The following is a 26,159-nucleotide window of genomic DNA, read 5'->3' on the forward strand; positions in this document are numbered from 1 at the left end:
AATTGGTAACTACGAATAAAATTATGGAAGATTCTTAGTTGATCTGTTCTAGTGTGTAATACAGACATTTCATTGTCTGTATTTTTTTTATAAATTTAGATTATACAATACATTAAGGAGGAAAAATGGAGTACTTAGCACTATTAAAAGATATTTTTATAGGAGGTGAAAGATATAAATATGTACTTAGTGGACTTTCATTCTCAATAGGAACAACTGCCTTAGCTGCTATAATAGGGATTGTTTTGGGAATATTTATAGCATTGTTGCAGCTTTCACATTTTTATCCATTCAAACATCATAAAGGCTGGAAAAAATTTAATCCACTTTCTAAATTAGCTTTTGGGTATGTAGATTTAATAAGAGGAACACCTGCAGTGGTTCAACTTATGATTTTAGCTAACTTAATATTTGTTGGAAGTTTAAGAGATACACCTATATTAGTGATAGCTGCTATTTCATTTGGTATCAACTCTGGAGCATATGTTGCTGAGATAATCAGAGCTGGAATAGAAGGACTTGATAAGGGACAAATGGAAGCAGCAAGGGCTTTAGGAATGAATTACGCACAGTCTATGAAAGAGATAATAATTCCACAAGCCATAAAAAAAATCTTACCAGCTCTTGTAAGTGAATTTATAACTTTGCTTAAAGAAACTTCTATAGTAGGATTTATAGGAGGAGTAGACCTACTACGTTCAGCTAATATTATTACAAGTCAAACATATAGGGGAGTGGAGCCGTTATTAGCTGTAGGACTTATATATTTAATAATGACAGCTATATTTACTAAGTTTATGAGAAGAGTAGAAAAGGGGTTGAAAGTAAGTGATTAAGATTGAAAAACTTTATAAAAGTTATGATAATTTAGAAGTTTTAAAGGGAATAGATGCTCAAGTAGATAAAGGGGATATAATAGCAATAATAGGTCCGTCAGGAAGTGGAAAATCTACATTCTTAAGATGTATAAATAAATTAGAAGAACCAACAGGTGGACATATATATATAAATAATCAAGATATAATGTCAGATAATATAGATATTAATCTAATTCGTCAAAAGGTAGGAATGGTGTTTCAACATTTTAATCTATTTCCACATAAGACAGTTATGGAAAATTTAACATTAGCACCTATGAAATTAAAAAATATTTCTCAAAATGAAGCTGAAAAAAAAGCATTAATACTACTTCAAAAAGTTGGGCTAAAAGATAAGGCAACTGCTTATCCTAATCAGTTATCTGGAGGACAAAAACAAAGAATAGCAATAGCAAGAGCTTTAGCAATGGAGCCAGAAGTAATGTTATTTGACGAGCCTACATCAGCTCTTGACCCTGAGATGATAAAAGAGGTATTAGATGTAATGAGAGAGCTAGCTCAAGAGGGAATGACTATGCTTATAGTAACACATGAGATGGGATTTGCTAAAAATGTAGCTAATAGAATTTTCTTTATGGATAGAGGAACTATATTAGAAGATACTACACCAACTGAGTTATTTACTAATCCTAAGCATGAGAGAACACAAGAATTCTTAAATAAGGTGTTAAATAAGTAATTTAAAAATTGCTTCATATTCAAAGAAGTTGATTAATTATGCTCATCTCACTAAAAACACAAAACTCACTTCGTTCAAACAGTTGTGTTTTTTAGCGTTTGATTTCGCTGTATTAATCTAACTTCTTCTCATAATTTCCACAATTTTTAAATTATTAGTAAGTGATATAATAAATTAAGGTAGAAGGAGAGTACAGTTATGAAAAAATTATTTAAAAAAGCTTTAATTGGAATGATGGTTTTATCTTTATCAGCAACAGCACTAGCTAAGGAAAAAATCTATGTGGGGACAAATGCAGAATTTCCTCCTTTTGAATATTTAGAGAAAGGTGAGATTACAGGATTTGATATTGAATTAATGAATGAGATGGGAAAAGTTTTAGATGCTGAAATAAAAGTACAAGATATGGCTTTTGATGGATTACTTCCAGCTCTACAAATGAAAAAGGTAGATGTGGTAATAGCAGGAATGACAGCTACTGAAGAAAGAAAGAAAACAGTTGCTTTTACACAACCTTACTATACAGCTAGCCAAGTTATAATAGTAAAAGAGGGAGATAATTCTATAAATTCTTTTGACGATTTAAAAGGTAAAAGAGTTGGAGTTATGTTAGGATTTACTGGAGATACAGTTGTAAGTGAAATAGAAGGAGTAAAAGTTGAGAGATTCAACGCTGCTTATGCTGGAATAATGGCTCTTAAAGCTGATAAAGTAGATGCTGTTGTATTAGATTCTGAGCCAGCTAAAAACTATGTAAAACAAAATGCTGGACTTCAAATAGCTGAAGCAGATGCAGTTCAAGAAGAGTATGCTATCGCTCTTAGAAAAAATGATAGAGAGTTATTAGAAAAAATAGAAAAAGCTCTAGCAGAAGTAAAAGCTAATGGAACTTATGATAAATTATTAGAGAAATATTTTAACTAAAATCTAATATAAAATTACTTAATTAAGGGAGAAGAAATTTTATTAAATTTCTTCTCCTTTTCTATTATATAATATTTTATTTGACTACTAAATGAGGATAGGATATGATAATATTAAAGAAATAAAATAAGGAGTAGAGAGATGAGAATAGATATAATTGATGTAGCTGGAAATATTACTCAAGAAAAAGTGAAAGGAAAAACAGTTATTATAATAGATGTGTTAAGAGCTACAAGTGTTATAACAACAGCTTTAGCAAATGGAGTAAAGGCTATCTACCCATATAAAGATATAGAGAGTGTACTAAAAAATTCAAAGTTGGATAAGAATCCACTATTATGTGGAGAGAGAAAAGGACTTAAGATAGAGGGATTTGATTGTGGAAATTCTCCACTAGAATATCCAAGAGAGTTAGTAGAGGGTAGAAATATGTATATGACTACTAGTAATGGGACAAGGGCAATAGAAAAAAGTGCTGATGGAGCAGAGATAATATATATATCAGCTTTTTTAAATGTAGGAAGAGTGACAAAACAAATTGTAGAAGATAATAGAGACGTAGTAATTGTATGTTCTGGTACAGATGATAATTTTTCTTTAGATGATGCTCTTTGTGCTGGTGAGATAATAAAAAGAGCTGTTAAAGAGAAAGGTATAGAGTTATCTGATATGGCAATAGGGCTAAAGTTTATAGCAGAAAACTCAAAAAATATTCCTACTACATTAAAGGGAACAAAGCACTATGAATATCTAAAATCTATTGGATTTACAGGAGATATGGAGCATTGTTTTACAATGGATAAGTATGATATTTTACCTTTTTATAATGATGGGAAAATAATAGTAAAGGAGTAGTGATAGTATGAAAAAGAAATTAGTAATTTTTATAGGGAGTTTATTACTTTTAGGTTGCTCAAATACTCAACAGCCTAAAGTAGAAGATTTTTTTATAGAAAATACTCAAACTTATACAGGTGGATTTGAAAATGCTGGTTATAAAGTAGATTCAAAAATAGTAGAATTAGATGGTAAAAAATTCTTAGTAGAAGATACAACAGATACAGCTACAACTGTTCAAAGAGTATATTACTTAGACAATGATGAGATACTATTATTATTTACAGGGGAAGCTCAAGTGGCCGATTTGTCTAAACTTGACATAAATTTTGGAGAGGTAGTATTAAAAGCTCCTCTAGTAGTTGGAAAAACTTGGACTTCTAATGGAAATAGATATGAAATAATATCAGTAAGTGAAGATAAAGTAGAAGTAAAGAAAATTTTCCAAAGTGGAATAGAGAAAATTTTTTCTTATAAGAAATAAAAAATTAAAATAAAATTTACAAGATGGCTTTTGACTACTTATTTTTGTAGAAGCCTCTCTTCTTATTTTTCTTTACTTTTTCATATTTTTAATTATTTTTAAATAAGATGAATGAAATTATAAATTATGTTATAATATAAAAAAGAAAATTAAAAATTATAAAAGGGAAAAAGATGAAGAGATATAATACATTAGATAATTTTTTTAAAACAACCTTTGGGAAGAAAATATATAAAGTTTCTCTTGATGGAGGATTTACTTGTCCTAATAGAGATGGAACACTTAGCAGAATGGGATGCATATTTTGTAGTGAAAAAGGTAGTGGAGATTTTGCTGGGAAACGCGGAGATGATATATATAACCAAATAGAGGAACAACTAAAGCTCATTGAGAAAAAATTCCCAGAGGGAGAGGTAGTAGCATATTTTCAAAATTTTACTAATACTTATGGTGATGTGAAGTATTTGAGAGAGATTTACACAAAAGCTCTTTCACACCCTAGAGTTATGGGATTAGCTATTGCTACTAGACCAGATTGCTTAGGAGAAGATGTTTTAGAATTATTAGATGAATTGAATAAAAAATATTTTCTTTGGGTAGAATTAGGATTACAGACAATAAATGAAGAGGTGGCTAAGAGAATAAATAGGCAATACCCATTGAAAACTTATGTGAAAGCTACTGAAGAGTTAAATAAAAGAAATATAAAATTTGTCACACATATTATTGTAGGACTCCCTTATGAAAAAGAGGATGATGCTCTTGAAACTGCTATATTTTCTGAAAAATGTGGAACTTGGGGAGTAAAGATTCATCTTTTACATGTGCTTAAAAACACTATATTGGAGGAATTTTATCAAAAAGGTGAAATAAAATTACAAAAAAAATATGAATATGTGAAAAAAATAGTTAAAATTTTGGCAAATTTATCGTATAATATAGTTATACATAGAGTAACGGGTGATGGCAATAAAAATAATTTAATAGGACCTCTTTGGAGCTTAAATAAAAGAGATGTTTTGAATAGCATTGATAAATTTATGAAGGAAGAAAATATTATTCAAGGAGTTCAAAAAAAAGAGTAGGAGGATTTATTTATGGGGGTACTGATAAAAATTAATAGTATGTTAGATAATATAAGTTCTACTGAAAGAAAAGTTGGGGAATATGTATTAAATAATCCAGAAAAAATAAAGGAGTTAAATACTTATGAGTTAGCTAATGTAACTAAAACAAGTCAGGCTAGTGTTGTAAGATTTGCTAAAAGACTTGGATTTAGAGGATTTCCAGATTTTAAATTATCTCTAAGTCAAGATTTGGGAAATAGAAAAGCAGAATCTCACATCAATATTATGCATGAAGAAATAAAGCCAGAAGATAACTTTGAGATCATAGGTCGAAAAATAGCTAATGAAAATATTACAGCTATTAATGAAACACATGAAATTGCAGATTTTGAAGAATTAGAAAAAGCTGTAGTTATGTTATCAAAAGCTAGGAAAATAATGCTTGCTGGAATAGGATTTTCTGGAATTGTAGCAAAAGATTTTTTCTATAAATTATTAGAATTAGGTAAGTATGCTATGATAGAGTTAGATACACATATGCAACTTAGTTGTCTAAGTACTATGGGAGAAAAAGATGTATTATTTGTTATATCACATAGTGGAAAAACAAAAGAGATGTATCATGTGGTAGAAGTAGCTAAAAGTAGAGGAGTAAAAGTTATATCTATGACAAGTATGGCACCTAATCCAATAAGAGATTTAGCAGATATAAAATTAAATACAGTGGAGATGAAAAGTAATTCTAGATCAACACCTTTATATCCTAGAATTTCACAACTTACTGTAATAGATATGTTGTATGTAAAATTAATGTTAGAAAATAAAAATATGCAAAATTATATCTTTGATGCTATTGAGTTAGTTCAAGGATTCAAAATAAAATAAATTAAGGAGGAAGAAATGAGAGTAATCATTACTGATAAAAATGTGGGAGATTGGGCAGCAGCATATGTGGCAAAAAAAATTAATGAATTTAAACCTACTAAAGAAAGACCATTCGTTTTAGGGCTGCCAACTGGAGGAACTCCATTAGAAATGTATAAAAGACTAATTCAATTAAATAAAGATAGAATTGTATCTTTTGAGAATGTAGTTACATTTAATATGGATGAATATGTAGGTCTAACTCCAGATAATGATCAAAGCTACCACTACTATATGCACCATAATTTCTTTGACCATATTAACATTCCGAAAGAAAATATTAACATATTAGATGGAATGGCAAAAAATTATAAAGCTGAGTGTCAAAGATATGAGGAGAAAATAAAATCTTATGGTGGAATTCATTTGTTCTTAGGAGGAATAGGACCAGATGGACATATAGCATTTAATGAGCCAGGTTCCTCTCTATCTTCAAGAACTAGAGATAAAGAATTAACAATGGATACAATAATAGCTAATTCAAGATTTTTTGGAGGAGATATAAATAAAGTTCCAAGACTTGCTTTAACAGTTGGAGTAGGAACTATATTAGATGCTAAAGAAGTATTAATAATGGTAACTGGAGCTAATAAATCAAGAGCTCTTCAACATGGAGTAGAAGAGGGAGTAAACCATATGTGGACAATATCAGCTCTTCAACTTCACAGAAGTGGTATAATAGTTTCTGACGAAGCTGCTTGTTCAGAATTAAAAGTTAGTACATATAGATATTTCAAAGATATCGAAAAAGATAACTTAGATTCAGAAAAATTATTAGCAGATTTATATGCAGAGAATAAATAATAGATATTAAAATCAACTGGGGAGTTGCATTTATTAATGTGGCTCCCTGTTTTGTAAGGAGGTAAGATGAAAAAAGCGATAGTAAATGGAGAGTTATTTATAGGAAATAGATTCTATAAAGATAGAGTATTAGTATTTGAAAATGAAAAAATAGTAGATATATTAGATGCAAGTGAATTAGAGAAAGAGTACAGAAATATTGAAGTTATAGATGCTAAGGGGTGTTATGTTACCCCTGGATTTATAGATTTACAATTGAATGGTTGTGGTGGAGTACTGTTTAATGATGATATTAGTGAAAAAACATTAGAGATTATGTATAAAACAAATTTAAAATTTGGTTGTACATCATTTACTCCTACTCTTATTACTACAAGTGATGAAAATATATTAAAAGCTATATCTTTAGTGGAAAATGTAGATAAAGAAAAATATGGAGTAGTAGGTTTACATATAGAGGGACCATATATCAATGTTGAAAAGAAAGGAATACATAATCCAAAATTTATAAGAGCAACTGAAGATAAGATTATAGATAGAATAATAGAAGCTGGAAAGGAAAATGTAAGAATAATCACTTTAGCTCCAGAAAAAACTGATAAAAAAGTAATTTCAAAACTTCATAAAGCTGGAATCAATGTAGCTTTAGGTCATACTAATGGAACTTATGAAGAATTAAAAGAAAAAGAGGGGTATGGAGTAACTTTAGCTACACATCTATATAATGGAATGTCATCATTTAACCATAGAAATCCAGGAGCAGTGGGAGCTATATTTGATAGCGATATCTGTGCTGGTATAATAGTTGATGGTTTTCATTGCCACTATTCAGCTATAAAGTCAGCTATAAAAATTATGGGAGAGAGATTATTTTTAGTGACAGATGCTGTTTCTCCTGTTGGAACTGATATGGAATACTTCTATTTTGAAGGCAATAAGGTATATTACAAAGATGGAAAATGTTTTGGAGAGGATGGAACACTTGGTGGTTCTGCATTAACTATGGATATGGGAGTAAAAAACTTAGTAAAACACTGTGATATTACATTGGAAGAAGCTATAAGAATGGCAACTCTATATCCAGCTAAAGCTGTAAAGATAGATGATAGATATGGAAAACTTCAACCAGAATATTTTGCTGATATAGTTTTCCTAGATAAACATTTGAATTTGAAGAAGGTAATTGCTAAGGGAATAGAGTATTAAAATAAGGGAGCAGAGGCTCCCTATTTATCTAATAAAAAATCTATTATATTAAAATGCTTAATTCCGTTCCTTGACATGTCAAACATATCCATAGAGATAACATACTTAGGAAAATTATCTTGAATTTTCTCTAAGACTCCAAACTCTCTTTCAATTGTTTCTGGAGAAGCTAAAAGATAAGCTACTTGAATATATACTCTCTCTTCATTTTTGGTAGCGATAAAATCAATTTCTAAGTCGTTGAGTTTTCCAACCTTTACACTATAACCTTTTCTCAGTAATTCCAAGAATATAATATTTTCAAAAATTTGATTGATATCTCTTTCATTACTTTCAAAGATGGCTTGACGTATGCCATGGTCTGCTATATAATATTTTTCATTTATATTTAAAATTTTCTTTCCTATCAAATCATCTCTTTGAACTTTATATATGAGCATAGCTTCTTCACAAGCTCTAATATAATTTAAAATTGTTTCTGGAGAAGCTTTTCTGTTTTCACTTTTAAAAAATTTAGATATGGATGTAGCTGAAAAAGTATTCCCTACATTCATTAGAATATATAATATAATTCTTTCAAGTAGATCAGTATCTCTTATATTATTTCTTTGAGTGATATCCTTTAAAATAATAGATGAATATAAATCTTTTAGATATTGCATACTTGCCTCTAAACTATAATTTAGATTATTAAGAAAGGGCATTCCTCCATATTTTATATACTTTTTAAAAGCTTCTTGTGGTGTAATATTTTCTTGAAATAGTTTTAAACTCTCTATAAACTCTTGAAAAGAGAATGGATAAATTATAAACTCTACATACCTACCAGCTAAATATGTAGCTAACTCTCCAGAAAGTAATTTGGCATTAGAACCTGTTATATAGATATCAAAATCGTAGTCTTCATCTACTCTTAGGGAGTTTATACATTTTTCCCATTCCTCTACCTCTTGTATTTCGTCAAGAAATATATAGTTTTTTTGATTTGGTTTTGCTCTTTCTATAATGTAATCATTAAGAGCTTGGGCAGTACAATAAGGTTTATTTTTTAAATTTTCAAAATTCAAAGTTATAAACTGCTCTTTACTTCTACCATTTTTAACTAACTCCTCTTTAATTAGTTTTAACATAACAGATTTTCCACATCTTCTTATACCAGTTAAAACTTTTATAATATCTTTATCAATAAAAGGCTTTATTCTATCGAGATAATTTTTTCTTTCAATCATTTATATCACCTCTTCTATCAATTATAACTGATAAAAATAGTTTTTTCAAGAAATTTATCAGTTATAACTGATAAAAATATAAAAGTCTTAAATTTTATCAGATACAACTGATAGAAAATGTTGAGCTTCTAATAGAATTTTAGATTAGTAAAAAATGATGAAAGAGAAAGAGTTTTGATAGAAGATGTGTCTCCAAAATATGATGAAAATTAAAATTCTGAATAGTAGTTTAATAGTTTTTCTCCCTAAAATTACTTAAAATAATTTTTATTTTATAAATTATAATAATTAATCCACATATAATGTTAATTATATTTGGATTAATTAATTTTTTAATAATTAAATTTGCTAAAAATTATCTTATAATAATATTAATTTTTTTATAATAACTTTTATAAAGCTCAAGTTATTTATTATATATCAATTGAAATGCTTGAAGATTAATTATATATTTTATAATAAATATTATCAGATTATTTATTATTATTTTTTTCTAAAACAGGAAGTTTTTCTAAAACTCTTTTCTCTAATACAGATTTAGCATTAATATATATCTCTGTGACTCTTGTATCAGAGTGTCCAAGGAAATCTCTTATCTCTAATATGTCTGCTCCATTTAAGGAAAGTTCTGTTGCTACAGCATGACGTATATTGTGTGGGCTAATATCTTTTCCTATAATTTTTCCAAAATTTTGGATTATATCATAAAGGGCTCTATATGATAATTTTGTATTTTTTTCAATAGAACTATTAAAGATATATTGTTCTTCGATAACTTCATCAGAAATAGAAAAAAATAGCTGTTTATATTTTTTATATTCTAGTAACTTTTCTACTAATGTTGGATATATAGATTTATATTGTTCTTTACCACTTTTAGTTTCTTCTAATTTTATAAAATAACTTCCTTCTCTACTAAGTAGATGCTTAAACTTTAAATTTATTAATTCAGAACTTCTCATTCCTGTATAAAAAAGTGTATAAAGTATAATTATATTTCTATATTCTTTTTCTCCTTTTACAATATATTGTCCTATAATATTTTTTATGTCTTCGGCAGAAAGTTTTAATATATTATCAATGTTTCTAGAGATTTTAAATAGTTCTATATATTTAAATGGATTAGGATATCCATTTTTTTCCATCTCTTTATATAAAGATTTTAAAGCAGAAATAACTTTATTTACAGATGTTTTTTTCATTTTTCGATCCTCTATTAAATGCGTAAGATAATCTTCTACATCTTGCTTTTCTATATTTTTCATTAAATCGATTAATTCATCTGATCTGATATTCTCACCTTCATAGATGTATTGTAAAAAATCTTTAAGATAAAAAAGATAATCCTTTATAGTTTTTTGAGAACGATAGATTTCAAAAATACTTTTTCTATTTTCTTTCTCTCTTTTTTTTCTACGAGGTGTATCTAATCTTGTTTCCTCTTTTTTTATAATATCCATATCTTCTCCTAAAAAGTCCTAAAATATTTTTTATAAAACATATAGCTTTGAAAAGAAATAAAAAACTTTTCGACTAAAACTATTACTAAAATTTATAAAAAATTTTAATTTTTTAAGTAATAAGAAAATTTAGACAATATCATCTAAATTAACCTCTCTTACTTCTCCTGATTCCATATCTTTTAATTCTAATTTTCCAAAAGTTAATCTTTTAAGGTAGATTACTTTATTGTTTACAGCTTCTAACATTTTTTTCACTTGATGGAATTTTCCTTCCCTAATTGTAAGCTCTATCTCCTTTTCTCCAGTAATCTTTGCTTTTGCTGGTTGAGTGATATATCCTCCTATATCTATTCCCTCTTCTAATTTTTTAATCGCCTCTTCTCCTATAGTCTTTTCTAACTTAGCATAGTAAGTTTTATCTACATGCTTTTTTGGAGATAGTAAAGAGTGAGCTAATTTACCATCGTTAGTAAATAATAACAACCCTTCAGTATCCTTATCTAATCTCCCTACTGGAGCTAATTCCTTTTTTATTACCCACTCTGGAAGTAATTCCATTACAGTTTTTTCTTTAGGATCCTCGGTAGCTGTAATATATCCTTCTTTTTTATTCATTATATAATATCTAAATTTTTTATATTCTAATATATTTTCACCATATGATATTTTATCTATATTTTCTTTTATATTAGTCTGAGGATTTTTTATTGTAATGTTATTTACTTTTATTTTTCCACTATCTAAGAGTTTTTTTACATCTCTTCTACTCCCTAATCCACACTCTGTTAAAAACTTATCTAATCTCATTTTTCCTCCATTATTTGCTTTTCACTTTAATATTACCATATATCTTAAGAAGTTTCAAATTTACTTTTGATTAATTAAATGTTATAATTATTATAGCATAGAAAAGGAGTAAAAAATGATTGAGTTTAAAAAAATAGATGAAATGATAGAGTTAATTGAAAATAATATTATTCCAGAAGGGTATACTAATAATGAATTTTTTATGGAATTTTTTAAAGTAGTACAATTGATCCCACTTTCTAAATATCTTAGGAATAAGAGAAAAGATAGTAAGCTTCCAAAAATAATGAATGCTAAAAAAGCTGGTGAAATATTAATTAGTACACAAAAAGATGATGAGATAAAATTATTTCTTAAAAGAAAGGGATATTCTGAAATTCCACAATTGGACTATAGAACTATAATGCTACTTAGAAAAATAGATCTATATAGTAACTGGAATAAGATAATAGCTTTTTTAGAAGGAAAAGGGAGCGTAGCAGAAATTAATCAAAGTAATCGTAAGCTACTTTTGCCTCAAGAGATAGAAATACTAGAAAGTTATCTTATGAAAAATCTTTCACTAAATGTACAAGAACTAAATTGGTTATTAGGAAAGGTAAAAAAAATTGAATCTGATAAAGAATTGAATAAAGCATTAAGAAAATTATTAATTAATATATAAAGACTGTTACAAACTTCTATTGTAACAGTCTTTTTCATAATTATTCATATAAAAAACTTATTTTTTAAAGATAGATATTTTACTTCTAGCATTTTTAACTTTGCCTTACTTGTATAGAGAAAACTTTTATCTTTAAAAATAATTACCTCTTCCTTATAATCTAAAATTTTAATTGCTTCTAAATTAATAATTGTTCCTCTATCTAATTTAAAAAATACTTCAATTTTTACTAATTTTTCTTCAATTTCAGAAAAATTTTTCTTTATATCAAAAATTTCTGAATTATTTAAATGGAACTCTGTACGTCTACTGACACTTGAATATGTAATAAAGTTTATTTCAGAGATATTATAAAAGCCTTTTTTAAAAGTATCTGTTAAACAAAATTCTTTAACATTTTCAGTTTTTGTTTCTAAATTAATTATACTTTCTTCAAGTTGAAATATATCTTTTTTAGCAAAGCAATCATCTATAAGTCCACTCAGGAAAAGTTTTCTCATCTCTTTTATATCTTTTTCTCCTAACAGGACAATTATCTTAAGATTATTTTTTCTATATTCTAATAAATATTCATAAAAATTATTTGCTTCAAAATCTATTATAACTATTTTTAAATCTGCTGATATTATAAAACTTTCCCTTAAATCAATGAATTCATAGTTAAAGATCTCTTCTAATATAATTTTTAAGTTATTTTCTACATTAATTCCAATTTTCATTTACTTCAACTCCCTATAAAGAGCTTCTAATCTTAATTTATTAATAATATTAGCAATTTTATTACAAAGTTCAAGTAAAAAATTTTGTTCAGCTATTGTGAGTGAATTCTCACCTTCTTTAATAAAAACGAGAGCAATTTCTTTATTTTTATTAAAGCCTATTTTGTAAGCAAAATCATAATAATCACTTTTCAGTAAGTCGTTAGGAATGATATTAGTATCATTAGTTTCCTTAGTAACAAAATTTAGAAATTCTTTCTTATCAATTAAAATTTTTACTAAACACTCCTTTAAGTTAACCTGTTTTCTAATTTCTTCAGATAATAATTTTTCAAAAGTTGAAATATCTTGAACTAAACAAAGTCGATTATAAATTATATCGATATTTTTAGTTTCAGCATATATAATCTTATTTATAGTATTAGCATAGAAGTCCAAGATAATTATTGAAGCAATAAGAGTACAAGCTTCAGTTATACTTTTAAAATAAAAAAACGAAATATAACTAAGAGTGATAGTAATAGTATATAAGATAGTTCTCATTACATTTTTATTATAAACTTTAAAATTATAGAAAACTAGTGCCCAGTATACACAAAAGATAGACATCAAATCTATAAAATAAATTAAGTTCTCTGCTTTAGGGAAAAGTTCTTTAAAAAATTCAAGTAAAAAGTATGTTCCCCATATTATAAACCAATTAACTAAAGCTTCTATTTTTATTCTCTTTATTTGATTAAAAAACGCTAAAGCAAAAAGTAAAAATAGAGTTCTACTCAAATCAATATTTTTTCTTAATGTTGAAATAAAAGATAATATAGCTGAATGTTCTTCTAGTAAATATACTAGAAATTGTGGAGAATAAATAATTAGAGATATAATAACATTATATAAATAAATTATTCCTAGTAGTATCCAAATAAATTTTTTTAATTTTTTAAATTTAGGTGGATATATATTTTTAAAAAAATAGTAGATAAGAGAGAAAAAAAGTATACGTGTTACTAAAAAATCAAATAAAATAAGTAAATTATTACTGGGATCTATTCTTAAACTAGAAAAAGTTTTGAGCGTTAACAATACAAAAGTAAAATTCAGTATACTTTTTTTAGGTAACTTCTCTCTTGTATTTAAATAGAGATATATGTTAAATACGATAAGACAGATAGTTAAAAAATTAAGAAATCTTTCTTCTAAATTTGTAAAATTTACTCCCTCTAAGTCAAGATAGACTTTCTCCCAATCCTTTTTTTTCTCTAAGAATTTTTCATCACTTCCTTCCAGGTATGATCCTTTAACTTTGTAATTTCCATTTGGAACATTATAGAAAATACTTCCATTAAGAAAATTCACTTTCTCAATTTTTTGATTAGAATTATTATTGTCAAGGGATTCAAGAGAATAATCCCCTATATTAGTATTTAGAACTTCGAAATTCTTTATTTTAGGAACAACATAGATGAAATCTTTTTTTTCCTTAGCAAGTTGTAAGCTAAAAACTGAAAAAATTATAGTTACAACTAAAAGAATAATAAAATTTTTAAAAGCATATTTTGAAACTTGAGAGTTCACAATAAAATTTTCCTCCTTTGATAATATTTTAATAAATTGTAAATGATTCTAAATAAATAATCAAGTTTTTTTATAATAAAATCATAAAAAGTCGAATTTTATGTATAAAAATTAAGATTTTAAGTAAAATTAGAAAAAAAAATAATTTTTAGGCTATAATGAGATGATAAAAAGTCTGATCTTGGAGGTAATTTTGAAAGTTAATAAAAAATATATAAAAAATCCACTATTTCAAATATTTTTAGTCATACTAATGACAAGTTGTGGCGGAGGTGGAGGAGTCTCTGGAAATGTTCGTGGAGATACAGAACCTATAAAAACTAGTTTTTCAGGTAGTAAAAATTTTAAAGCTGATCTTAGCAATGAAAATTCTAGCTCAAATATTAATAATGGAGAAAGAATAGAAAATATTAAAAATATTAATAAAAATGATAAGATTTTAAAAATATCTAAATTACCAGAAAATTTAGTATATGATGATATAGTTGTCCCACAAGAAGATTTAAGTGGGCAAGATTTAGTTGTTGGGATTTTAGATAGTAACTTTATTCAGAACAAAGAAAAGTTAAAAGAAAAATATGGAAAAATAGAAGTTCTTGAAAACTTAAAGTCTACTTATACAACTCATGGAGAAGAGGTTTTAGATATTTTTCTTCAAGGTATTACACCTAAAGTTATAGCGTCTAGCTTAGGTGAAAAAAAAGATGGACAAAATATTATAAAATTTAGCTTAAGTGATTATGAAAAAATAATGGCTGAAATGGAAAAAAATGATACTGATAGAAAAAAAAGATTGAAAGTATTCAATCAATCGTGGGGAGCTAGTCTTAATGCAAATGAAGAAAAGTATACTTTTAATAATTCTTCTGATAGAAAATATAAGATTATATCATCTTTTAGTGAAGTATCATTAGGAGATATAAGAGATATAATAAAGTCTGGAGAGAAATCTTTGGAATTTTATGAGAAATCTATAAATGAGAAAAATGCTCTCTTTGTTTGGGCAAATGGAAACTATGATGCTAATAATCAAACCATTTTAAATGGACAATTACAGAGTGCAGCTCCATTAATAAGAAGTACATTAGAAAAAGGATGGATATCAGTAGTTGGTATAGATGGAACAAATAATAATAATGATTATCCTAAACATTTAGCATATTCAGGTGCAGTCAGTAAATGGAGTATAGCCGCTTCTGCTGAAGGAAATATAAAAGGAAGAATAGGATCTTCTTTTGCTGCTCCTAGAGTTAGTAATGCTGCTGTTAAAGTAGGAAGTAAATTTGATTGGATGACAAATAATGATGTAAGAATAACACTTTTTACTACTACTAATAAGGTGGGTGAAGGTGATTCTTTAGATGAAAATATTAGATATCTTTATTCTACACCATCGAATAGATATGGCTGGGGAGTTCTAAATATTGAAAGAGCTTTAAAAGGACCAGGAGCTTTTTGGTATGACTTAGTAAAACTTGATTCAAAAAACTGGGATTCTCAAGAAAAAAAATATTATTTTACTGCTAATATTCCATCAGGTACAACTTCATATTTTGAAAATAATATATATGGTGATATTGGATTAAAAAAGAGTGGAGAAGGAACTCTAGTTTTAACAGGAAATAATGAATATACTGGTAAAAGTAAAGTTGAAAATGGAAGTTTAGAAATATATAAAAGACATAGAGATGGAATAGATGTAGAAGAAAATGGAAAATTAGTTTTACATAATAATTCAGTAGTAGGTTATTATCAATATGACTATGGAGATTTTTCTAAAGAGTATAAAACTCTTTCAAATAAGGGGAAAGTAGAATTAAAAGGAAAAGAAGCTTATGTTGGAAACTTTGAAAATAAAGGAGGAAAGCTCTATATAAATGATGGTTCTCATTTAAATGTATTGGGAAAGGCAAATATTGATAGTATAGAAGTAAATATTTATTCTAAAGAATATCCACTTCCAAAAGGAGAAGAAAAAGAAATTTTAGTAGCTAAAAATATAGAAGGAGAAGTAAAATCTATTGGAATAAATGGAATGAGAAAAGTAGATATAGATAAAGAGGATAATAGATTAGTAGCAACAATATCTAGGGAAAATGTTGTAAATTATTTAGGAGATGCCAAAGAAAACTCAATAGATACTGCTAAAAAAATAGAAGCTACTTTAGAAGAATTAGATGAGAAATCTATCTCTGGAAAACTTAGTGAAAATGATAAAGAGCTTGGGAAAACAATAGTTTCTATGTCTGTAGATGAAGTAAAGAAAACTACTGAAATTGTTTCAGGAGAAATATATGCTTCAGCACAAGCATTAACTTTTATTCAATCTCAAAATATAAATAGAGGAATTTCAAATCATCTATCTACATTAAAAGATTTCTATAATAGTGACTATGAGTGGCAAGGGTGGGCTTCTTTCCAAGGATCTGATGGAAAATTAAAAGATGATGGTTTTGCTTCTGCTAAAACAAAAATAAACGGAGGACAATTCGGAATAGACAAGAGAATAGGAAATTCTCAAGCAGGAGTAGCGATATCTTTTTCAAATGGTTCTGCTAATTTTGAAAAATATGCTGGAAGATATAAGAGTGATTCGATTGGGTTATCTTTATATGGGAAAAAGTATTTAGACAATAATTTTTATGCTTTAGGGCGTATTGGAATTACTAGCTTTGATACTACTGTTGAACGTAGTCTTTTAACAAGAGAAGGAAAGATAGAAGCAGGAAAGATTAATCATGATGATGTAATGTTATCATCATATATTGAATTTGGAAAACATTATAAATATTTAACTCCTTTTGTAGGATATTCTATGGATTATTTAAAAAGAGGAGAATTTAGTGAAAATGGAGCAAGTTGGGGAATTGTAGCAAATAATAAAGAATATCTAAAACAAAATTTAAATTTTGGACTACAGGGAGAGGTTAATGTTTCAAGTTATACTTTCACAGGTCATTTAACACATCAATTAAATATAGGTAATAGAGATTTAAGTTTCCAAGGACGTTTTACTGATGGTAAAAACATACACAGATTTAAAGGAATAGAGCAAATACAAAATACAACTTGGTTAGGAGTTGGAGTAGGGAAAAAATTAAGCAATAAATTTGAATTATCATTTAACATTGACTTAAGACTGGATGATTATAAAAAGGCTGATACTATATTCATGACACAATTACAATATCGTTTCTAAAAAACATTGTAATTCAAAAATAGGGCCGACAACCCTATTTTTAAATTACAATGGTAAGTAACATTTTAAATTTTTCTAGAGCATATACTGAATGAGGCTCCTTAGCTGGCATCACAATATAATCCCCTTCATTCAAAATATGTTCTACCCCATTTAAGATAATTTTTCCTTTTCCTTCTAAACAATTTACGAAAGCATCTCCTGGAGCTATATGGCTAGGAATCTCTTTCCCTCTATCAAATGAAAATAAAATCATAGTAACTCCTTGATTTTTCGCTAAAATAAGTTGTTCTATAGAGTCTTTTTTATATTCTATTTGTGACTTTAAACTACTTGATTTAGAGATTTCTATATTTTTAATAATTTTTTCCATAATTATTTTCCTCCTAAAATAAGTCTTTTTATTTTCATACTATCACATATAGAAAATTTTTTCAGTAACATATGTTACAAGCTAGTCTGACATAGTTGCTACCATAACAGCTTTTATTGTATGTAATCTATTTTCTGCTTCATCGAAAACAACTGAATTTTTCCCTTCAAATATTTCATTAGTAACTTCCATCTCTTCTAAACCAAATTTAGAAAACATTTTTTCCCCAATCTTTGTTTTTAAATCATGAAAAGCTGGTAAACAATGCATAAATATAAAATCTTTATTAGCATTTTTAACTAATTTTTTATTAACTTGATATGGTTTTAATTTATTTATTCTTTCCTCCCAAATATTTTCTGGTTCCCCCATAGATACCCATACATCTGTATAAATAGCATCACAATCCTTTACTCCCTCTATTGGATCTTCAGTAATAGTAATTTTTCCACCAGATTGATCTGCTAATTTTTTAGCTAATTCTATTAAATTTTCATTTGGAAAAAGTTCTTTTGGAGTGGCTATTCTAAAATCCATTCCAAACTTCGCTGCTCCTATCATTAAAGAATTTGAAACATTATTTCTTCCATCACCTACATATGCTAATTTTATCCCTTTTAATCTTCCTTTATGTTCCTGAATTGTAAGTAAGTCAGCTAAAACTTGTGTTGGATGATATTCATCAGTTAAACCATTCCAAACTGGAACTCCAGAGTATTTTGAAAGAGTCTCTACTATATCTTGTCCATAACCTCTATATTGTATAGCATCATAAAAACTACCTAAAACTCTTGCTGTATCTTCAACAGATTCTTTATCGCCAATATGAGATACAGTTGGTCCTATATATGATACATTAGCTCCTTGATCAAAGGCAGCAACTTCATAAGCACATCTTGTTCTTGTAGATGTTTTCTCAAAAATAAGAGCTATATTTTTTCCAACTAATTTTTTTTCTTCACATTTATTTTTCTTTGCTTCCTTTAAACTCTTAGAAAGTTCTAAAAGATATTCCAATTCTTCCTTACTAAAATCCATTATTTTTAAAAAAGACTTATTCTTTAGCATACTTATCTCTCCTTTGTTTCAATTATTGGAATTACATAAAATCTCCAGTACCGTTTCAAGTTTTTTTATTCCTTTATCTAGCTCTTCAAATGTTACATTTAAAGGCGGAAAAAATCTAACTACATTTTCTCCAGCTGCTACCAAAAGAAACTTATTATTAAACGCTTCATTAATAACCTCCTTATTTGGCAATTTTTTATTAAATTTTATACCAATTAGAAGTCCCTTTCCTCTTATTTCCTCAATAATAGGGTATTTTTCTTTAAGCATTGATAATTTTACTTTTATATAATTAGCCCTTGGCTCTACCCCATCTATAATTTTATTATCTATTAGTTCAGTTAAAACGGCATAAGCCACTCCACATACTAAAGGATTTCCTCCATAAGTTGACCCATGGTCTCCTGGAACTAATACTTCACTTGTTTTTCCTCTAGTTAGGCAAGCACCTATTGGAACTCCTCCTCCTAAAGCTTTTGCAATAGTTACAACATCTGGTATTATTCCTAATTGTTCATGTGCAAATAGAGTACCTGTTCTTCCCATACCACATTGTATTTCATCAAATATTAGTAATGAATTATATTTTTTACATAATTCTTCAGCTAATTTTATAAACTCTGGAGTTACTTCTTTTAAACCTCCTTCTCCTTGAATAGGTTCTAATATGATAGCACAAGTTTTTTCGCTCATCTTTTTCTTTAAATCATCAATATCATTAAATATAACTTCTACTGTATTTGGTATGAGAGGTCTAAAAGGGTCTTGATATTTTTTTTGGCCAGTTATAGCAAGAGATCCAGTACTTCTTCCATGAAAAGAATTTTTCATATAAATAATCTCTGTTTTTTCTGAAGATATCATATTCCCATATTTTCTTGCTATTTTTATTGCTAGTTCATTAGCTTCTGTTCCACTATTACAAAAGAAAACACTATCAAATTGGCTAGCATTTAATAATTTTTTCATCAATTTATTTTGAGCCTCACTATAATATAAGTTAGATATATGTATTAATTTTTCTCCTTGTTCCTTAAGAGCTTTTGATATAGTAGGATGTGCATGTCCTAGACAATTTACTGCTATTCCTGATATAAAATCTAGATACTCTTCTCCTTTCTCATCATATAGATATACTCCATTTCCACTTACAAAATTTACATTTAATCTACTATATACATTTAATAACAATTTATTTCCTCCTTAATTTTATCCTTTTATTGTTGTACCAACTTTTTCATTTGAAAAATATTTATCTATGATACTTTCAATTTCTCCATTTAAAATAACTACTTCAGATACTCCTTTATCTAAGGTTTCTAAACAAGCATTTACTTTTGGTAGCATTCCACCATTTATATTTCCAGAATCTATAAGTTTTAGAATCTCATTTTTTTCAATTTCGTTAATCAATGTATTTTTATCTTCAAAATTTGTATAAATTCCATCTACATCTGTAAAAAATAAAAGCTTTTCTGCTTTTAATTTTCCAGCTATTTCTCCAGCTACATAATCAGCATTTATATTATATGTATTTCCATTATCATCTAAGCCAATAGTAGATATAACTGGTAAGTATCCATTTCCTAATAATAATTTTAAAATATTTCCATTTATTTTAGTAATTTTTCCTACAAAACCTACATCTATATTGTTTCCATCTATGTTTAAGTATTTTTTTTGAGCTTTTATGAGTCCAGCATCTTTTCCACTTAAGCCAACAGCTTTTATACCTAGATTATTTAATTCTCCTACAATTCCTTTATTGACTTTTCCAGCTAATACCATTTCTGCTATTTCTACAATTTCTTTATCACTTACTCTATTTCCTTGTATAAAATAGCTTTCTTTTCCTATTTTTTTTAGCATATTATTTATTTCAGGTCCTCCACCATGTACTATTATTAACTTTTTTCCACTTTTGGTTAATTTAGCAATATCTTTAAGGAATTCCTTTTTTTTCTCTATATTTGTCATAGCATTTCCACCATATTTAACAACTATTAAATTTTCTCTCACTTTTTGCCTCCTATCTAGCTTCTTTTAATATTAAAGACCAAAATTCTACGTCAATAAATTTATTAAACTTATTAGCAACTTCTCTAAAGTGTCCAGTTTTCTTAAAGCCAATATTCTCATGAAATTTTTTACTGATAAAGTTTGTATCTGACAAAACTCCAATTAATACATGCACACCTATATCTTTACACTCTTTGATCAAAGCTTTATATAAAATTCTTCCTATTCCATTATTTTTCATATTATTATCTACATAAACACTTGTTTCTAAGGTATTTTTATAAGAAGCTCTTTCTCTCCATTTTTTTACATAAGCATATCCCTTTATTTTTCCATCTTCTTCATAGACAATAAAAGGATAACCTGAGTCAAGGGTTTTTTCTATTCTCATTTCCATGTCTTTTATAGTAAGTTCTTCTATTTCAAATGTCACTGTTGTTTCTTTTATATAGTAATTATATATATTTACAATGTTTTCAGCATCTGTAAGTTTTACTTTTCTTATCATTTTTCTATTTCATCTCCTTATAAATACATAGATAAATATTCAAGTCCTTCTTTTTCATCTAGACCAAACATTATATTCATTGATTGTATTGCTTGTCCACCAGCACCTTTAATCAAATTATCTATGACTGACACTATGATTACTTTTTTTCTTTCAATATCTACCCTTATTCCAATTTCACAGATATTAGTATTTTTTACATTTTTTATCTCTGGAAGAGTATTATTAATTCTTATAAAATAAGCATCTTTATAAAACTCGTTATATATACTATAAATTTCTTCTTCACTTAGTTTTTGCTTTAAATCTATATATATTGTTGAAAGAATCCCTCTATTTATAGGAATGAGATGAGGAGTAAAGAGAATACTTACATCATTTTTAGCTATTTTTCCTAATTCTTGCTCAATTTCAGGTGTATGTCTATGCTTAAATAAGCTGTAAGCTTTAAAATTCTCATTTACTTCTGCAAATAACGATTCTATTTTTAAGCTTCTTCCAGCACCTGAAACTCCAGATTTAGAATCTATTATTATACTGTTTTCAATGACAAGTTGTCTGCTAAGTAAAGGAGCTAAGGCTAAAATTATAGATGTTGGATAACAACCTGGAGATGCTATTAGTCTACTAATTTTAATTTTTTCACTATTGAGTTCAGGTAAGCCATATATAGCTTCTTGATTTATTTTAGGATATAGGTGTTTAACTCCATACCATTTCTCATATTCAGCTGAAGAGTCCAATCTAAAATCAGCCCCTAAATCTATAACTTTCACTTCATTTTCTAGAGCTAATTTTGTTATATTTTCAGATAGACCATGTGGTAAAGCTATAAATAAAACATCTATCTCCTTTAAGGATTTTTCTGCCTCTTTCTGTGATATCATTTTTTTATCAAAATATTTTTTATAATTACAATATACCTCAGAAACATTTTTTTCATGGTAAGAATTTGAAGATATGAATTCTATTTTTACTTCTTTATGTCTTATTAAAAGAGCTAGTAATTGTTGTCCTGCATATCCTGTTACCCCTATTATTCCTACTTTTATCATTTTATACTTTTCCTCCTGTTTTATATATAAAAAAACTCTATGGATTTATCCCATAGAGCTTTTTGTTAAATAAAAAAGTCAATAACTAAAACAGTCATTGACAAAATCTAATTATTATAATATATAAATAGGCTATATGATGATTAAATCAGTCACGACAAAATTATTCAATTTATTTACCCTTGTATAACTTGTCCTTTTTAAAAATTTAATCATCATATTCACCTCCTCATCTTTTTCATTTATTGAAGTATAACAAAAAAAAATCTGTATGTCAATATTTTTTATATTTTTTTTGATTAATATCACATTTTATTACCATTTATTATAATGTACTTTATTCATATTCATATCTTTCTCTGTATAAGCTGGCTTTTCTTCTGCTGGATAACCTAATGCTATAAGATTACTAATATATATATCATCAGGTATATTTAAAATCTTTTTAATATTATCATGACAAGATTTCCCATTAGCATCAAATCTTCCTTTAGTTTGTATCCAACATGATCCAAGCCCTAACTCATGAGCTTTTAATTGAATAATTGTACTAGCAATACAAGCATCATCTTCTCCTGTTGGATGTTCATGCCATATTGTCAATATCATAAGAGGAGCATTTTCAGCAAATTGAGCCCCATTTTCTTTAGAGTAAGCTAACTTTTTTATTTTTTCTTTATCCGTAATAACAATAAATTCGTAAGGTCTTCCATTTCTACCACTTGGTGATACAACCGCAGTTTTCATCAGTTCTTCAATAATTTCTTTTTCAATTTCTCTATTCTGATACTTTCTGATACTTCTTCTTGATAAAAAATTCATAATATACTCCTTTTTCTATATTTTTATTTTATTAAGCTATACAGATATTCTATTTCCTCTTTCCAGATACTATCGTCAATAGTTTCTAGAATAATTGGCATATTATCAAACCTACTATCGTTCATAAATCTAATAAAGAATTCCTCTCCTAAAACTCCTTTTCCTATACTATCATGCCTATCTTTTTTGCTTCCAGTGTTAAATTTAGCATCATTTAAATGTATTCCTTTTAGATATTTAAAACCAATATATTTTTCAAATTCTTTCATTGTTTTATTATATCCAAATTCATCTTTTAGTTCATATCCAGCAGCTAAAGTATGACAAGTATCTAGGCAAACTCCTATTCTAGTCTTATCTTCTATATTTTCTATAATTTTTCCTATATGAGCAAAGTCATATCCTATATTAGAACCTTGACCAGCTGTATTTTCTAATACTACCATTACATTTTTTGTAGCAGCTAAAGCTTTATTTATAGAGTTCGCTATATTTTCTATACATTTTTCTTCACTTATCTCATTGAGATGACTACCTGGATGCATATTAAGATACTTAAGGCCAAGTTGTTCACATCTTTTTATCTCATCTATAAAAGCATTTAGAGATTTTTCTCTTTTCTCCATATCTTCAGCACCTAGATTGATAAGATAACTATCATGAGGTAATATATAATCTGGAGAGTAACCATATTTTTGAAGATTGTTTTTAAACTCCATTATATCTTCATCTGTTAATGGTTTTGCTTCCCATCTTCTTTGATTTTTTGTAAACAGTGCAAAAGCTTTTGCACCTATTTTATTAGCATTGATTGGTGCATTAAATACTCCACCTGTAGTTGTTACATGTGCCCCAATAAATTTATTTATTTTTTTATTTTCCATTAAATAATTCTCCTTAAAAAAATTATAACTTTTTATTTTCTTATTCTATTTCTATAAATTTAATAATAAAGTTACAATTTAACCAAATAGTATTATTTTCAGTTTCAAATTCAATAAAATTACCAATTTGAGAAAGAATAATTCCTTTATAAGTTGGAAATAAAGTCCCATTTTGAACAGTTACAAAAAGAGTTTTATCTTTAAATTTTTCAAATAATGTCATAATATTTACCTCCATTTAGTATAAAAAAAGAAAAGCCACCTAGTCCATATAGGCAGCTTCCCAAGGGTTGTATCTCATTATAACAGTGAGATATTCTTTTGTCAAGTTAAAAATTATGAGTTAAAGTTAAAGTAAGCATATCATAGTAATATTCTTTATTCCAAAAACTATTATAACCTAAACTTAATAAAAGATCTGGGTATACATAATATCCAAGCTTTACATTAAATACTCCAGTATCTCTTCCTACCTCTAGTTCTTTTATTTTTCTATTATTATTAAGCCTAATACTTTTTCTATTAGAAAAATCATAGTCCCATTCTCCAGAAAGAGTAAATAAAAATTTTTCTTTAAATTCTTTGACATAAGTTAGTCCTAAAGCTCCACTTCCAATTCTATCATCATTATCTTTTATATTATTATGTGCCTTTGTGGTATATTGATTCCAATCTAAAGAAATATAAGGATAAAATATAGTTTTTCTGCTTAAAGAGTATGTATACCCAGTTTCTATTCCTAAAGAATAATCTTTAGTACGATATCTATAATTTTTATAGACATTTTTATTCTCAGCATAACCAGCTTTTCCAAATATTAACCAATTATCTATATTTTTTCCAAAGTAGTAGTCTATACCATAAGTTCTCACTTTAGCATCTTCATAATTATAGGAAAGGTTAGACTTTAAATAACCAAGACTTACTCCAATATAGGTATTAGGAGTAGAAAGAATATTACTATTAGTTCCCATCAAAAATCCTTTTGTTTTCACATCATATTTTGATGAACTATTATCATAGCTACTCTTTTTTTCAGCAATATATTCAAGATATTGGTTACTATTACTATAGCCATTTCTATTAATTTTTTTAAATATTATACTTTCTCTAAATTGTTCTTTTCCTCTATTTCCTAAAATTTTACTGTGTATTTCCCCCAGATTATTAAAATTTTCTTGTGCAATGAGAAGAGAAGATGATAAAAGAAAGATCATTCCTAAATATTTTTTCATAAATTACTCCTAACTTCTTAATTTCTTTTTTTCCCAAAGATTCTTAATAGATAAAGAAATAGATTGATAAAATCTAGATATAAATTTAAAGCTCCTATTATTCCCATTTTTTCAATCATTTCTTTATCATTATCGGCTATATTATAAGCAATATACTTTATTCTATTGAGATCAAAAGCTATAAGTCCAGAAAAAATAACAACTCCAAGTATAGTTCCAACCCAATAAAGCATAGGAGCTTTCAGAAATATATTAATGAGAGAAATTAAAATAATTGTGATTAATCCAGTCATAAAAAATTTACTATATTTTGTTAAATCCTCTTTTGTAGTATATCCATATACTCCAATTACTATAAACATTATTACTGTAATCCCTAATGTATAAAGTATCGACATAGGATGAAATATAAAAGCTAAACTAGAAAAAAGTATTCCATTCATCAGTGAGTATAAGAAAAATACTAGTTTTGCAGTGACAGGTGATATTTTATTTATTCTAAAACTTAAGAAAAGAACTAGAGCAACTTCAGCAATAGCTATTATTTGAAAATATCTAGTTAAAGTAATTACTAGCTCATAATTAAAGAAAAATAGATATAGAGGAACTAGAGTTGTAAGAATAAGACCACTTATCATGTAAGACATCACTTTTCTTACAAATGCATTAGTTACTTCCGTATTCATATTAATTATCTCTCTATTATAATAATTATTAAAATTCATCTCATTAACTCCTT

General features: G+C 27.0%; 27 protein-coding genes. 11 read left to right on the forward strand and 16 right to left on the reverse strand.

Annotated elements, in window-relative coordinates:
* The first annotated feature begins 125 nt into the window (after positions 1-125).
* From DYA59_RS03930 to nagA, 9 genes are all read left to right on the forward strand, one after another.
* A complete protein-coding gene (locus DYA59_RS03930) occupies positions 126-836 on the forward strand; it encodes an amino acid ABC transporter permease (RefSeq protein ID WP_115269591.1) in 711 nt (236 codons plus the stop codon).
* Complete coding sequence (locus DYA59_RS03935) at positions 829-1,557, forward strand: amino acid ABC transporter ATP-binding protein (protein ID WP_115269593.1); 729 nt, start codon at positions 829-831, stop codon at positions 1,555-1,557. The genes DYA59_RS03930 and DYA59_RS03935 overlap by 8 nt, the downstream gene beginning before the upstream one ends.
* A 198-nt stretch (positions 1,558-1,755) precedes the next feature.
* A complete protein-coding gene (locus tag DYA59_RS03940; RefSeq protein ID WP_115269595.1) occupies positions 1,756-2,481 on the forward strand; it encodes a basic amino acid ABC transporter substrate-binding protein in 726 nt (241 codons plus the stop codon).
* Positions 2,482-2,622: 141 nt separating this feature from the next.
* On the forward strand, positions 2,623-3,336 hold the full coding sequence (locus DYA59_RS03945; RefSeq protein WP_115269597.1) for a 2-phosphosulfolactate phosphatase: 714 nt from the start codon (positions 2,623-2,625) through the stop codon (positions 3,334-3,336).
* 7 nt (positions 3,337-3,343) lie between these two features.
* Positions 3,344-3,802: a putative periplasmic lipoprotein gene (locus tag DYA59_RS03950; protein WP_115269599.1), complete on the forward strand. Its 459-nt coding sequence runs from the start codon at positions 3,344-3,346 to the stop codon at positions 3,800-3,802.
* Between the two features lie 173 nt (positions 3,803-3,975).
* Entirely contained in the window at positions 3,976-4,887 is a 912-nt protein-coding gene (locus DYA59_RS03955) for a TIGR01212 family radical SAM protein (protein ID WP_115269601.1), read from the forward strand.
* Positions 4,888-4,899: 12 nt separating this feature from the next.
* Positions 4,900-5,754 (forward strand): MurR/RpiR family transcriptional regulator, encoded by an 855-nt coding sequence (locus DYA59_RS03960; RefSeq protein ID WP_115269603.1) that lies wholly within the window; start codon positions 4,900-4,902, stop codon positions 5,752-5,754.
* 15 nt (positions 5,755-5,769) lie between these two features.
* Complete coding sequence (gene nagB, locus DYA59_RS03965; protein ID WP_115269605.1) at positions 5,770-6,597, forward strand: glucosamine-6-phosphate deaminase; 828 nt, start codon at positions 5,770-5,772, stop codon at positions 6,595-6,597.
* Positions 6,598-6,663: 66 nt separating this feature from the next.
* Positions 6,664-7,803, forward strand: a complete 1,140-nt coding sequence (gene nagA, locus DYA59_RS03970; protein ID WP_115269607.1) for an N-acetylglucosamine-6-phosphate deacetylase — start codon at positions 6,664-6,666, stop codon at positions 7,801-7,803.
* A 20-nt stretch (positions 7,804-7,823) separates the two neighbouring features.
* Here the strand turns inward: nagA and DYA59_RS03975 are convergent, their stop codons facing one another.
* The 3 genes from DYA59_RS03975 to DYA59_RS03985 all read right to left on the reverse strand — a co-directional run bounded on the left by DYA59_RS03975 (position 7,824) and on the right by DYA59_RS03985 (position 11,302).
* Positions 7,824-9,032 (reverse strand): ATP-binding protein, encoded by a 1,209-nt coding sequence (locus tag DYA59_RS03975; RefSeq protein WP_115269609.1) that lies wholly within the window; start codon positions 9,030-9,032, stop codon positions 7,824-7,826.
* 473 nt (positions 9,033-9,505) lie between these two features.
* Complete coding sequence (locus tag DYA59_RS03980) at positions 9,506-10,492, reverse strand: tyrosine-type recombinase/integrase (RefSeq protein WP_115269611.1); 987 nt, start codon at positions 10,490-10,492, stop codon at positions 9,506-9,508.
* A 129-nt stretch (positions 10,493-10,621) separates the two neighbouring features.
* Positions 10,622-11,302 (reverse strand): pseudouridine synthase, encoded by a 681-nt coding sequence (locus DYA59_RS03985; protein ID WP_115269613.1) that lies wholly within the window; start codon positions 11,300-11,302, stop codon positions 10,622-10,624.
* A gap of 115 nt (positions 11,303-11,417) precedes the next feature.
* On the opposite strand from DYA59_RS03985, the gene DYA59_RS03990 reads away from it, so the two are divergent.
* Complete coding sequence (locus tag DYA59_RS03990; protein WP_115269615.1) at positions 11,418-11,966, forward strand: hypothetical protein; 549 nt, start codon at positions 11,418-11,420, stop codon at positions 11,964-11,966.
* 44 nt (positions 11,967-12,010) lie between these two features.
* On the opposite strand, the gene DYA59_RS03995 is transcribed toward DYA59_RS03990, so the two are convergent.
* On the reverse strand, positions 12,011-12,685 hold the full coding sequence (locus DYA59_RS03995; protein WP_115269617.1) for a LytTR family transcriptional regulator DNA-binding domain-containing protein: 675 nt from the start codon (positions 12,683-12,685) through the stop codon (positions 12,011-12,013).
* Complete coding sequence (locus tag DYA59_RS04000; protein ID WP_115269619.1) at positions 12,686-14,257, reverse strand: hypothetical protein; 1,572 nt, start codon at positions 14,255-14,257, stop codon at positions 12,686-12,688.
* A gap of 193 nt (positions 14,258-14,450) precedes the next feature.
* On the opposite strand from DYA59_RS04000, the gene DYA59_RS04005 reads away from it, so the two are divergent.
* Positions 14,451-17,456: an autotransporter domain-containing protein gene (locus DYA59_RS04005; RefSeq protein ID WP_172606949.1), complete on the forward strand. Its 3,006-nt coding sequence runs from the start codon at positions 14,451-14,453 to the stop codon at positions 17,454-17,456.
* 40 nt (positions 17,457-17,496) lie between these two features.
* Here the strand turns inward: DYA59_RS04005 and DYA59_RS04010 are convergent, their stop codons facing one another.
* The 11 genes from DYA59_RS04010 to DYA59_RS04060 form a co-directional block, all read right to left on the reverse strand.
* Positions 17,497-17,829 (reverse strand): cupin domain-containing protein, encoded by a 333-nt coding sequence (locus tag DYA59_RS04010; RefSeq protein ID WP_115269623.1) that lies wholly within the window; start codon positions 17,827-17,829, stop codon positions 17,497-17,499.
* 81 nt (positions 17,830-17,910) lie between these two features.
* Positions 17,911-18,897 (reverse strand): ornithine carbamoyltransferase, encoded by a 987-nt coding sequence (gene argF, locus DYA59_RS04015; protein WP_115269625.1) that lies wholly within the window; start codon positions 18,895-18,897, stop codon positions 17,911-17,913.
* 18 nt (positions 18,898-18,915) lie between these two features.
* Positions 18,916-20,088, reverse strand: a complete 1,173-nt coding sequence (locus DYA59_RS04020) for an aspartate aminotransferase family protein (RefSeq protein WP_115269627.1) — start codon at positions 20,086-20,088, stop codon at positions 18,916-18,918.
* A gap of 18 nt (positions 20,089-20,106) precedes the next feature.
* A complete protein-coding gene (gene argB, locus DYA59_RS04025; RefSeq protein ID WP_115269629.1) occupies positions 20,107-20,916 on the reverse strand; it encodes an acetylglutamate kinase in 810 nt (269 codons plus the stop codon).
* 10 nt (positions 20,917-20,926) lie between these two features.
* Positions 20,927-21,424 (reverse strand): GNAT family N-acetyltransferase, encoded by a 498-nt coding sequence (locus DYA59_RS04030; protein WP_115269631.1) that lies wholly within the window; start codon positions 21,422-21,424, stop codon positions 20,927-20,929.
* A 17-nt stretch (positions 21,425-21,441) separates the two neighbouring features.
* A complete protein-coding gene (argC, locus tag DYA59_RS04035) occupies positions 21,442-22,479 on the reverse strand; it encodes an N-acetyl-gamma-glutamyl-phosphate reductase (RefSeq protein WP_115269633.1) in 1,038 nt (345 codons plus the stop codon).
* Between the two features lie 315 nt (positions 22,480-22,794).
* A complete protein-coding gene (locus tag DYA59_RS04040) occupies positions 22,795-23,301 on the reverse strand; it encodes a nitroreductase family protein (RefSeq protein WP_115269635.1) in 507 nt (168 codons plus the stop codon).
* Between the two features lie 23 nt (positions 23,302-23,324).
* Complete coding sequence (nfo, locus tag DYA59_RS04045) at positions 23,325-24,185, reverse strand: deoxyribonuclease IV (protein ID WP_115269637.1); 861 nt, start codon at positions 24,183-24,185, stop codon at positions 23,325-23,327.
* A 40-nt stretch (positions 24,186-24,225) separates the two neighbouring features.
* Entirely contained in the window at positions 24,226-24,408 is a 183-nt protein-coding gene (locus DYA59_RS04050; protein WP_115269639.1) for a hypothetical protein, read from the reverse strand.
* 106 nt (positions 24,409-24,514) lie between these two features.
* Entirely contained in the window at positions 24,515-25,420 is a 906-nt protein-coding gene (locus DYA59_RS04055; protein ID WP_115269641.1) for an autotransporter outer membrane beta-barrel domain-containing protein, read from the reverse strand.
* A gap of 17 nt (positions 25,421-25,437) precedes the next feature.
* Positions 25,438-26,145 carry a Bax inhibitor-1/YccA family protein gene (locus tag DYA59_RS04060; RefSeq protein WP_115269643.1) on the reverse strand — a complete coding sequence of 236 codons (708 nt, stop codon included), beginning with the start codon at positions 26,143-26,145 and terminating at the stop codon, positions 25,438-25,440.
* Positions 26,146-26,159: the final 14 nt, after the last annotated feature.

Source organism: Fusobacterium necrogenes (assembly GCF_900450765.1).
In the GTDB taxonomy this organism is placed as follows: Bacteria; Fusobacteriota; Fusobacteriia; order Fusobacteriales; family Fusobacteriaceae; genus Fusobacterium_A; species Fusobacterium_A necrogenes.

Bases quoted from the DNA above. Each gene is read 5' to 3' on its own strand.
- DYA59_RS03930 (WP_115269591.1), top strand. From the start codon at position 126: ATGGAGTACTTAGCACTATTAAAAGATATTTTTATAGGAGGTGAAAGA.
- DYA59_RS03940 (WP_115269595.1), top strand. From the start codon at position 1,756: ATGAAAAAATTATTTAAAAAAGCTTTAATTGGAATGATGGTTTTATCT.
- DYA59_RS03945 (WP_115269597.1), top strand. From the start codon at position 2,623: ATGAGAATAGATATAATTGATGTAGCTGGAAATATTACTCAAGAAAAA.
- DYA59_RS03950 (WP_115269599.1), top strand. From the start codon at position 3,344: ATGAAAAAGAAATTAGTAATTTTTATAGGGAGTTTATTACTTTTAGGT.
- DYA59_RS03955 (WP_115269601.1), top strand. From the start codon at position 3,976: ATGAAGAGATATAATACATTAGATAATTTTTTTAAAACAACCTTTGGG.
- DYA59_RS03960 (WP_115269603.1), top strand. From the start codon at position 4,900: ATGGGGGTACTGATAAAAATTAATAGTATGTTAGATAATATAAGTTCT.
- nagB (WP_115269605.1), top strand. From the start codon at position 5,770: ATGAGAGTAATCATTACTGATAAAAATGTGGGAGATTGGGCAGCAGCA.
- nagA (WP_115269607.1), top strand. From the start codon at position 6,664: ATGAAAAAAGCGATAGTAAATGGAGAGTTATTTATAGGAAATAGATTC.
- DYA59_RS03975 (WP_115269609.1), bottom strand. From the start codon at position 9,032: ATGATTGAAAGAAAAAATTATCTCGATAGAATAAAGCCTTTTATTGAT.
- DYA59_RS03980 (WP_115269611.1), bottom strand. From the start codon at position 10,492: ATGGATATTATAAAAAAAGAGGAAACAAGATTAGATACACCTCGTAGA.
- DYA59_RS03985 (WP_115269613.1), bottom strand. From the start codon at position 11,302: ATGAGATTAGATAAGTTTTTAACAGAGTGTGGATTAGGGAGTAGAAGA.
- DYA59_RS03990 (WP_115269615.1), top strand. From the start codon at position 11,418: ATGATTGAGTTTAAAAAAATAGATGAAATGATAGAGTTAATTGAAAAT.
- DYA59_RS03995 (WP_115269617.1), bottom strand. From the start codon at position 12,685: ATGAAAATTGGAATTAATGTAGAAAATAACTTAAAAATTATATTAGAA.
- DYA59_RS04010 (WP_115269623.1), bottom strand. From the start codon at position 17,829: ATGGAAAAAATTATTAAAAATATAGAAATCTCTAAATCAAGTAGTTTA.
- argF (WP_115269625.1), bottom strand. From the start codon at position 18,897: ATGCTAAAGAATAAGTCTTTTTTAAAAATAATGGATTTTAGTAAGGAA.
- DYA59_RS04030 (WP_115269631.1), bottom strand. From the start codon at position 21,424: ATGATAAGAAAAGTAAAACTTACAGATGCTGAAAACATTGTAAATATA.
- argC (WP_115269633.1), bottom strand. From the start codon at position 22,479: ATGATAAAAGTAGGAATAATAGGGGTAACAGGATATGCAGGACAACAA.
- DYA59_RS04040 (WP_115269635.1), bottom strand. From the start codon at position 23,301: ATGAATTTTTTATCAAGAAGAAGTATCAGAAAGTATCAGAATAGAGAA.
- nfo (WP_115269637.1), bottom strand. From the start codon at position 24,185: ATGGAAAATAAAAAAATAAATAAATTTATTGGGGCACATGTAACAACT.
- DYA59_RS04050 (WP_115269639.1), bottom strand. From the start codon at position 24,408: ATGACATTATTTGAAAAATTTAAAGATAAAACTCTTTTTGTAACTGTT.
- DYA59_RS04055 (WP_115269641.1), bottom strand. From the start codon at position 25,420: ATGAAAAAATATTTAGGAATGATCTTTCTTTTATCATCTTCTCTTCTC.
- DYA59_RS04060 (WP_115269643.1), bottom strand. From the start codon at position 26,145: ATGAATTTTAATAATTATTATAATAGAGAGATAATTAATATGAATACG.